Raw genomic sequence first — 9,227 nt, forward strand, 5'->3', positions numbered from 1 at the left:
GAGTACGACTGATGGCAGTCGAGGTCCGCATCCCGACCATCCTGCGCACCTACACCAGCGGCGAGAAGGCCGTCGCCGGGGAGGGCGCCACGCTCGCCGAGCTGATCGACCACCTGGAGTCCAACCACCCCGGGATCAAGGAACGCCTCATCGAGGCCAGGGACGGCGAGAGCGACCTGCGCCGGTTCGTCAACGTCTACGTCAACGACGAGGACGTCCGGTTCACCGGCGGGCTCGGCACGTCGGTCGACGACGGCGACCAGGTCGTGGTGCTCCCCGCGGTGGCCGGTGGCTGCCGCGTCCTCGACGTCGCAGACACCTTCTGACCCACGCATGCGCTTCGACTCGCTGCTCGCCTCAGTCGGCGGCACGCCGCTCGTCGGGCTCCCGCGGCTGTCGCCGACCCCCGACGTACGGCTGTGGGCGAAGCTCGAGGACCAGAACCCCACCGGCTCCATCAAGGACCGGGCCGCGCTGAAGATGGTCGAGGAGGCCGAGAAGGACGGCACCCTCCGTCCCGGCTGCACGATCCTCGAGCCGACGTCCGGCAACACCGGCATCTCGCTGGCGATGGCCGCCAGGCTCAAGGGCTACCGCCTCGTCTGCGTGATGCCCGAGAACACCTCCGTGGAGCGCCGCCAGCTGCTGCGTATGTGGGGCGCCGAGATCGTATCTTCGCCCGCGGCGGGCGGCTCGAACGAGGCGGTCCGGGTCGCGAAGGGGATCGCCGAGGAGCACCCCGACTGGGTGATGCTCTACCAGTACGGCAACCCCGCCAACGCGCTCGCGCACTACCAGGGAACCGCCCCCGAGGTGCTCGCGGACCTGCCGACGGTCACCCACTTCGTCGCCGGGCTCGGCACGACCGGCACGCTGATGGGCGCCGGCCGGTACTTCCGCGAGCACAAGCCGGACGTCCGGATCGTCGCCGCCGAGCCCCGCTACGGTGAGCTCGTCTACGGCCTGCGCAACCTCGACGAGGGCTTCGTCCCGGAGCTGTACGACGAGACCCTGATCGACGCCCGGTTCTCGGTCGGTCCCCGCGACGCCGTGCGCCGGGTCCGCGAGCTGCTCGAGCTCGAGGGGCTCTTCGCCGGCATCTCGACCGGCGCCATCCTGCACGCCGCGCTCGCCCAGGCCGCCAAGTCGGTCAAGGCCGGCGAGCGCGCCGACATCGTCTTCGTGGTCGCCGACGGCGGCTGGAAGTACCTCTCCACCGGGGCCTACGAGGGCACCATCGACGAGGCCGAGGAGCACCTCGAGGGCCAGCTCTGGGCCTGATCCACCGGGGCATTGCCCCTGCGGTTTGGTCCCCAACCGCAGCCCCGGGGCTGCGGAACGTGCAGTTCGCGACCAACGGGCGCGCGGCGAGCGGTTTGGACGAGTCGTAGGCACGCCACCGTACGGCGGGTTATCGTGACGCCGCCGTCCCACACACCCACGAACCAACCGGAGCGCCGCGTGCGTGAGATCGTCGTCTTCAGCGGCTCAGCCCATCGTCCCCTGGCCGGCGCGATCTGTGACGCGCTCGGGGTGACCCTGTCCGGGGTGGACATCACCCGGTTCAGCAACGACTGTCTCCAGGCACAGCTCCAGGCCAACTGCCGGCAGCGCGACGTCTACATCGTGCAGCCGCTGGTGCCGCCCACCCAGGAGCACCTGATGGAGCTGCTGCTGATGGTCGACGCGGCCAAGGGGGCCAGCGCGGCCCAGATCACGGCCGTGATCCCGCACTACGCCTACGCGCGGTCGGACAAGAAGGACGCCTCCCGGATCTCGCTGGGCGGCCGCCTGGTCGCCGACCTGCTGCTGACCGCGGGCGTGACGCGGGTGCTGACGATGACGCTGCACGCTCCGCAGGTGCACGGGTTCTTCTCGGTCCCCGTCGACCACCTGACCGCGCTCGGCGTGCTGGCCGATCACTTCCAGGGCCAGGACCTCTCCGACACCGTGGTGGTGTCGCCCGACCTCGGCAACGCCAAGACCGCGACCCAGTTCGCCCGGCTGCTCGGCGTACCCGTCGCGGCCGGCAGCAAGCGCCGGCTCGCCGACGACCGGGTCGTCATCGACGACATCGTCGGCGAGGTGGCCGGTCGCCGGGCGCTGGTGCTCGACGACGAGATCGCGACCGGCGGCTCGATCGTGGAGCTGCTCGACAAGCTCGAGGACATGGGCTGCACGGGCGCGTCGGTCGCCTGCACGCACGGCCTGTTCGTCGGCAAGGCCGTCGACCGGCTGCGCGGCCACCGGATGATCGACGAGGTGGTCACCACCGACACCGTCCCGCCCGCCGACTGGCCGGAGCTCAAGGTGCGGTCGGTGGCCGGCCTGTTCGCGGAGGCGATCTCCCGTGTGCACGCGGGAGAGTCGATCAGCAGCATGTTCGACGGCGTCGACCCGACGCTCGGCCCGCCGCAGCCGCGGCTGCCCTTCCCCGCCTGAACCGAGACCCGGGCGCCGGCGCCACGCCCGCGCTTCCGGGAGCTGAGACCGGGGTGCTGCTGCGCCGGCCCGCCTGGCCGGCGTGAAAGGCTGAGCCCCATGCTGTACGAGGTCACCCACACGGTCGTCCCGCCGCTGGCCAAGGCGATCTGGCGGCCGACGGTCGAGGGCCTCGACAACCTGCCGGCGACCGGGCCGGTCATCGTGGCGAGCAACCACCTGTCGTTCGCCGACTCGCTGGTCATCCCGATCGTCGCGCCCCGCAAGGTCACCTTCCTCGCCAAGGAGCAGTACTTCACCGGCACCGGGATCAAGGGAGCGATCTCCCGAGGTTGGTTCACCGGCATCGGCATGATCCCGGTCAACCGCGACGACAGCAGGTCCGCCCTCGCGTCGCTCGACATCGCGCTCGACGTGCTCAGCCAGGGCGGCGCGTTCGGCATCTACCCCGAGGGGACCCGGTCCCGCGACGGCCGGCTCTACCGCGGCCGCACCGGCGTCGCGCACCTCGCGCTGACCTCGGGCGCCCCCGTCGTACCGGTGGGGGTGACGGGCACCCAGAACCTGCAGCCCGTCGGCTCGCGGCTGCCGCGGCTGGCCAAGGTGACCGTCAGGTTCGGGGAGCCGATGCGGTTCCGGCAGCAGTACGACGGCGTGCCACTCGGCCGCGCCCGCCGCGAGGTCACCGACCAGGTGATGAACGCGATCCAGCGGCTCTCCGGCCAGCAGTTCGCGGGGGTCTACAACGACCACGCGGCCACCGTCGACTAATGCGGGGGTGACCCGGATCGCACCGTGACGTCCGTCGCTCGAGCGGGGGAGCACGGGCCGCGAGCCACTAGCCTTGTCGGGTGGCAGACGCACCCGTCGGGATATTCGACTCGGGCTTCGGTGGACTCACCGTGGCCCGTGCCGTGCTGGACCAGCTGCCCCACGAGCCGGTGCTCTACCTCGGCGACACCGCGCGCCAGCCCTACGGCCCCAAGCCGATCGGCGAGGTCCGCGAGTACGCCCTCGAGTGTCTCGACCACCTCGTCGACCAGGGCGTCAAGGCTCTCGTCATCGCCTGCAACTCAGCCAGCGCGGCCGTTCTCCGCGACGCCCGTGAGCGCTACCCGGTGCCCGTCGTCGAGGTGATCCACCCCGCCACCCGCCGCGCGGTGGCGGCCAGCCGCACCGGCCGGATCGGGGTCATCTGCACCCGCGCGACCGCCGAGTCGATGGCGTACGACGACGCGTTCACCGCCGCCCCGCACGTCACGCTGTACACCCAGGCGTGCCCACGCTTCGTGGAGTTCGTCGAGGCCGGCGTCACCAGCGGGCCCGAGCTGCTCGCGGTGGCGCACGAGTACCTCGACCCGCTCACCACCGAGGGCATCGACACGCTGATCCTGGGCTGCACGCACTACCCCCTGCTGACCGGCATCGTGTCCTACGTGATGGGCGACCAGGTCACGCTCGTGTCCAGTGCCGAGGAGACCGCCAAGGACGTCTACAAGCTGCTCGTCCAGCGCGGCCTCGAGCGCGACCCCACGCTGCCCGAGCCCGAGCACCGCTTCCTCACGACCGGGCAGACCGACGAGTTCGCGCACATCGGCCGGCGCTTCCTCGGCCCCGAGCTCGAGTCGGTGCACCAGCTCTCGCAGGCCACCTCCTGGGTGGTCGTATGACCCACCCCACGACGGCGGACCTTCCTGAGCCTGTCGAAGGGCTCGCCGCGCCCACGTCTGCGCGGGGGCGGCGATGAGGCTGACCGTCATCGGTTGCTCCGGCTCCTACCCGGGCCCCGACTCGCCGGCCAGCTGCTACCTGCTGGAGGGCGACCACGAGGGCCGCACCTGGCGGGTGCTGCTCGACCTCGGCAGCGGCGCGCTCGGGATGCTGCACCGCTACGCCGACCCGCTCACCATCGACGCGGTCGTGCTCTCGCACCTGCACCCGGACCACTACTTCGACCTCAGCGGCCTCTACGTGATGTGGAGGTACCACCCCGGCGGCGCGCGCCCCCGCATCCCGGTGTTCGGCCCGGCCGGGGTGGGGCAGCAGGCCGCCCGCGCCTACGGCCTCCCGCCGGAGACCGGGATGCGGGCGGAGTTCGACTTCCACGAGTACGACGACCAGCCGGTCCGGCTCGGCCCCTTCACCATCTGGCCGACCAGGCTCGTGCACCCCGTCGCGGCGTACGGCCTGCGGGTCGAGGCCGACGGGCACACCCTCGCCTACTCCGGCGACACCGGTCCGTGCCCGCAGCTCGTCGAGCTCGCCAAGGGGGCCGACCTGATGCTCGCCGAGTCGGCGTTCCTCGCCGGCGACGACAACCCGGGCGACCTGCACCTCACCGGCACCGACGCCGGCACCGCCGCCGCAGCCGCGGGCGTCGGCCGCCTGGTGCTCACTCACATCCCGCCGTGGCACGACAAGCGGCTCGCGCTCGCCGAGGCCCGCGCGGTCTTCGACGGCCCGGTCGACCTCGCCGCCCCCGGCGCCACCTACGACCTGTGACAACGATTCGTCTGCGGTCTTTGGGGTGATTCTCGGAGGCGGATCGCAGACGAATCGTTGTGCGTCCGTCAGACGAGGCCGGCGTCGTGCACGCAGATCGCGATCTGCACTCGGTTGGTGACGCCGAGCTTGGTGAACAGCCGCGAGATGTGCGCCTTGACCGTCGGCACGCTCAGGTGCAGGGCCGCCGCGATCTCGGCGTTGCTCAGCCCGCGGGCGAGCGCGAGTGCCACGTCGGTCTCGCGCTCGGTGAGGTCGGCCAGCCGGGCGCGGGCAGCCGCCATGCGGTCGTCGGTGCCGAGCTCCTGCACGCGTTGGATCAGCTGTCGGGTGACGCTCGGCGACAGCATCGGGTCACCGGCGGCGACCCGGCGTACCGCCTCCACGATCTGCTGCGGCGGGGTGTCCTTGAGCAGGAAGCCGCTCGCCCCGGCCGCCAGTGCGCGTACGACGTGGTCGTCGGCGTCGAACGTGGTGAGCACGACCACCGCCGGCGGATCGGGGGTGGCCATCAGCCGCTCGGTGGCGTCGAGGCCGTTCATCCCCGGCATGCGGATGTCCATCAGGACCACGTCGGGGGCGACCTCGCGGTTGCGGGCCAGCGCCTCCGCGCCGTCGGACGCCTGCGCCACGACCTCGAGGTCCGCGGCGCCGCCGAGGATCAGCGCCAGGCCCGACCGCACGAGCGCGTCGTCGTCGACGAGCATCACGGTCGTGAGCTCGGCCACGGCAGCCACACCTCCAGCACGAACCGTCGGTCCCGCACGTCCCAGCGCAGCGTGCCGCCCGCGAGCTCCGCGCGCTCGGTCAGCCCCACCAGGCCGTAGCCCGGGGCACCCGCCGGCCGCGACCCGGGAGGCAGCGGGTTCTCGATCCGCACCGTGACACCGTCCGTCCGGCTGCCCGAGACGTGCACCGCCACCCGAGCCGCGCCGGCGTGCTTGCGCGCGTTGGTGAGCCCCTCCTGCACGACGCGGTACACCGTCCGGCCGAGCCGCTCGGGCAGCGGGTCCGGCACCTGCACGGTGAGGTCCACCGGCGTGCCGGAGGAGCGGGCCTCGTCGACGAGAGCTGGTACGTCGGACAGGGTCGGCTGTGGTCGGTCCGGCGCACCGTCCTCGGCGCCACGCAGCACGCCGAGGATGCCGCGCAGCTCCACCATCGCCTGATGCGCGTTGTCCTGGATGATCCGGGCGCTGGCGGCCACGTCGGCCCGGCTCAGGTCGTCGCGGAACGTCAACGCTCCCGCGTGCATCGTCACCAGCGAGATCCGGTGCCCGAGCACGTCGTGCATCTCGCGGGCGATCCGCTCCCGCTCGGTTGCCCGGGCCTGGCCGACCCGCAGCGCCTGCTCGGTCTCCGCGCGCAGCGCCCGTTCCCGGAGCGTCCACATCAGCTCGCGTCTGGAGCCGATGTACATCCCGATGGCGAGCAGGGCCGCCATCAGTGCGGTGTTGATGGCCAGGTTGAGCCACTCGGGGTCGTCGCTGACGACCGGCTGGACCCGGACGAAGCCCTGGGCGGTGATCACGTTGACGAGACCGACGAGCACGATCTGCGGCAGGTTGCGTCGGGTGGCCAACGACACCGCCGCGAGGGCACCCGGCCCGGCGGCCAGCCCCGAGTACATCCCCGCCACCGCGGTGAGCAGGGCGACGGTGAGCGGGAACCGGCGCCGCCAGAACACCAGCACGTAGCAGGCCGCCCCCAGCCCGAGGTCGACCCAGAACAGCTCCGGGTGGTCCTCCAGCTGACCCTGGATGGCACTGCCCCAGACGATGGCCGAGATGGCCAGGCAGCCGAGCAGCCGCCAACCGTGCGACCACCAGGTCAGCGGCGGCTGCCACGGTGCGCGGGGATCGGGTCCGTCCACCCGTCCACCCTAGGGAGGAGGCCCGCGCGTCGACAGCGACCGGAGTCCACGTCTGGACGGAGCGCCCCCTACTTTCGTCACCCGGAGTTCAACCCCGCGGCGGATGCGCTCGACGGGTGCCGTGCAGCAGGGTTGAGCCATGATCAAAGTGGAAGGACTCACGAAGACCTTCGGCGACTTCGTCGCCGTCGACGACGTCTCGTTCGAGAGCCGTCCCGGACGGGTCACCGGGTTCCTCGGTCCCAACGGTGCCGGCAAGACGACGACGATGCGCATCCTGGTCGGGCTCACCCGTACGACGCAGGGCGAGGCCACGATCGGCGGGCACCACTACGGCGACATCCCCAACCCGGGGCGCCACGTGGGCGTGCTGCTCGACGCCTCCGCCCAGCACGGCGGGCGCACCGGCCGAGAGGTGCTGACTCTCGGGGCCCGCACGATGGGCCTGCCGCCCGAGCGCGTCGACGAGATGCTCGAGCTGGTCAGCCTCACACCCACGGAGGCCAAGCGCCGCGTGCGCAACTACTCACTGGGCATGCGTCAGCGCCTGGGCATCGCCCACGCGCTGCTGGGCGACCCGTCGGTCCTCGTCCTCGACGAGCCGGCCAACGGCCTGGACCCGGCCGGCATCCACTGGATGCGCGGCCTGCTGCGTGACTATGCCAACCGGGGCGGCACCGTGCTGCTGTCCTCGCACCTGCTCCACGAGGTCGAGGTCATCGCCGACGAGCTCATCGTCATCGGCAACGGCCGGATCGTCGCCCAGGGCACGAAGGCCGAGCTGCTGCAGACGGCGGGCACGTTCGTCCGCTCGGTCGACAACGACGCGCTGGCGCGGGCCCTGCACGACTCCGGCATGACCGCCGTACCGTCCGGCGAGGGTGGGTTCCGCTCCGACGCCGACCCGGCCGAGGTCGGCAAGGTGGCCGCCGAGGCCGGCGTCGCCCTCGTCGAGCTCCGCCCCGCGGACGGAGCCGGGCTCGAGGAGATGTTCCTCCAGCTCACCGCCGACACCCAGCGCGAAGGAGACACCAGATGAGCGCCGCCGTGACCGCACCGATCCGGCCCCTGGACCTGTCCGGCACCCCGAGCGTGCCGATGTCCCGGCTGATCGGCGTGGAGCTGCGCAAGATGGCGGACACCCGGGCCGGCAAGTGGCTGCTGATCGCGATCGGGCTGATCACCGCCGCTGCGGTGGTGATCTTCTTCTTCGCCGCCCCCGACGACGACCGGGTGTTCCTCAACTTCATGGGGATCACCGCGACGCCGCAGGGCTTCCTGCTGCCGGTGCTCGGGATCCTGCTGGTCTGCAGCGAGTGGACCCAGCGCACCGCGCTGGTCACGTTCACACTGACCCCGATCCGGTCCCGGGTGATCGTGGCGAAGATCGCCGCGGCCCTGGTGTTCGGCGCGGCCGCGATCGTGCTGGCCGTGCTCGTCGCCGCGCTGGCGACGCTCCTGGCCGGGGCGCCGGACCCGTGGCAGAACATCGGTTGGGACAGCATCGGCAAGTTCACGATCCTGCAGGCGTCCGGGGTGCTCCAGGGTCTCGCCTTCGGGCTGCTGTTCCTCAACACCGCGGCAGCGATCGTCACGTTCTTCGTGGTGCCGATCGCGTTCAACGTGGTGGCGAGCATCTGGACGGCCATGCGCGACATTCAGCCGTGGGTGGACCTCGGGTTCTCCCAGCAGCCGCTGTTCCTCGGCGGCGACATGAGCGGGGAGCAGTGGGCCCAGCTCGCGGTCGGCACCCTGATCTGGGTCGTGCTGCCGGTGGTCGTCGGTTTCTGGCGGGTCCTGCGGGCCGAGGTCAAGTAGCCGTCACGTAGCAGTCACGCAGCCGCAGTCGTCCTCATGGCGCCGGTCGGCCGGGCAGGTCCCGGCCGGCCGGCGTCGTCGCACCCGCGGCTATCGTCTCGGCCATGACCGAGACCCAGACCGCCCGCCTCGACGGCCGAGGCAACGACGAGCTCCGACCGATCACGATCACCCGTGGCTGGCTCGACCACGCTGCCGGGTCGGTGCTGGTCGAGTTCGGCCGCACCCGGGTGCTGTGCGCGGCGTCGGCCACCGAGGGGGTGCCGCGCTGGCGCAAGGGCTCCGGGCTCGGCTGGGTCACCGCGGAGTACGCCATGCTGCCGGCGTCCACCAACACCCGGTCCGACCGCGAGTCGGTGAAGGGCCGCATCGGTGGCCGCACCCACGAGATCTCCCGGCTGATCGGGCGCTCGCTGCGCGCGGTCATCGACTACAAGGCCCTCGGCGAGAACACGATCGTGCTCGACTGCGACGTCCTGCAGGCCGACGGGGGCACCCGCACGGCGGCGATCACGGGGGCGTACGTCGCCCTCGCCGACGCGTGCGCGCACCTCGCCGGCAAGGGGGCGCTGGCGGGGGAGCCGCTGCTCGG

General features: G+C 72.0%; 11 protein-coding genes. 9 read left to right on the plus strand and 2 right to left on the minus strand.

The window, feature by feature from the left end; all coding sequences use genetic code 11:
- Positions 1-11: 11 nt before the first annotated feature.
- From VFH10_RS17715 to VFH10_RS17740, 6 genes are all read left to right on the plus strand, one after another.
- The gene (locus tag VFH10_RS17715; protein ID WP_325130963.1) at positions 12-326 is read left to right on the plus strand and encodes a MoaD/ThiS family protein; all 315 of its coding nucleotides are present in this window, start codon (positions 12-14) and stop codon (positions 324-326) included.
- A 7-nt stretch (positions 327-333) separates the two neighbouring features.
- The gene (locus tag VFH10_RS17720) at positions 334-1,281 is read left to right on the plus strand and encodes a cysteine synthase (RefSeq protein ID WP_325130964.1); all 948 of its coding nucleotides are present in this window, start codon (positions 334-336) and stop codon (positions 1,279-1,281) included.
- A gap of 180 nt (positions 1,282-1,461) precedes the next feature.
- Positions 1,462-2,442 (plus strand): ribose-phosphate diphosphokinase, encoded by a 981-nt coding sequence (locus VFH10_RS17725; protein WP_325130966.1) that lies wholly within the window; start codon positions 1,462-1,464, stop codon positions 2,440-2,442.
- A gap of 99 nt (positions 2,443-2,541) precedes the next feature.
- Positions 2,542-3,213 (plus strand): lysophospholipid acyltransferase family protein, encoded by a 672-nt coding sequence (locus VFH10_RS17730; RefSeq protein WP_325130968.1) that lies wholly within the window; start codon positions 2,542-2,544, stop codon positions 3,211-3,213.
- Between the two features lie 80 nt (positions 3,214-3,293).
- Positions 3,294-4,112: a glutamate racemase gene (murI, locus tag VFH10_RS17735; RefSeq protein ID WP_325130970.1), complete on the plus strand. Its 819-nt coding sequence runs from the start codon at positions 3,294-3,296 to the stop codon at positions 4,110-4,112.
- A gap of 73 nt (positions 4,113-4,185) precedes the next feature.
- Positions 4,186-4,944 carry an MBL fold metallo-hydrolase gene (locus VFH10_RS17740; protein WP_325130971.1) on the plus strand — a complete coding sequence of 253 codons (759 nt, stop codon included), beginning with the start codon at positions 4,186-4,188 and terminating at the stop codon, positions 4,942-4,944.
- 68 nt (positions 4,945-5,012) lie between these two features.
- Here VFH10_RS17740 and VFH10_RS17745 read toward each other — a convergent pair whose 3' ends face one another.
- Both VFH10_RS17745 and VFH10_RS17750 read right to left on the minus strand, forming a co-directional pair.
- On the minus strand, positions 5,013-5,651 hold the full coding sequence (locus VFH10_RS17745) for a response regulator (RefSeq protein WP_414689884.1): 639 nt from the start codon (positions 5,649-5,651) through the stop codon (positions 5,013-5,015).
- The gene (locus tag VFH10_RS17750; RefSeq protein ID WP_325130975.1) at positions 5,651-6,817 is read right to left on the minus strand and encodes a sensor histidine kinase; all 1,167 of its coding nucleotides are present in this window, start codon (positions 6,815-6,817) and stop codon (positions 5,651-5,653) included. Before VFH10_RS17750 ends, VFH10_RS17745 begins: the two co-directional genes overlap by 1 nt.
- A gap of 139 nt (positions 6,818-6,956) precedes the next feature.
- Here VFH10_RS17750 and VFH10_RS17755 point away from each other — a divergent pair, with 139 nt between their 5' ends.
- The 3 genes from VFH10_RS17755 to rph all read left to right on the plus strand — a co-directional run.
- Positions 6,957-7,856: an ABC transporter ATP-binding protein gene (locus VFH10_RS17755; RefSeq protein ID WP_325130977.1), complete on the plus strand. Its 900-nt coding sequence runs from the start codon at positions 6,957-6,959 to the stop codon at positions 7,854-7,856.
- Complete coding sequence (locus tag VFH10_RS17760) at positions 7,853-8,635, plus strand: ABC transporter permease (RefSeq protein WP_325130979.1); 783 nt, start codon at positions 7,853-7,855, stop codon at positions 8,633-8,635. Before VFH10_RS17755 ends, VFH10_RS17760 begins: the two co-directional genes overlap by 4 nt.
- Before the next feature lie 104 nt (positions 8,636-8,739).
- On the plus strand, positions 8,740-9,227 hold a 488-nt coding region (rph, locus tag VFH10_RS17765), incomplete at its 3' end, for a ribonuclease PH (RefSeq protein ID WP_325130981.1).

Origin of the sequence: Nocardioides sp. (assembly GCF_035697785.1) — a bacterium.
Classification (GTDB): Bacteria; Actinomycetota; Actinomycetes; order Propionibacteriales; family Nocardioidaceae; genus Nocardioides_B.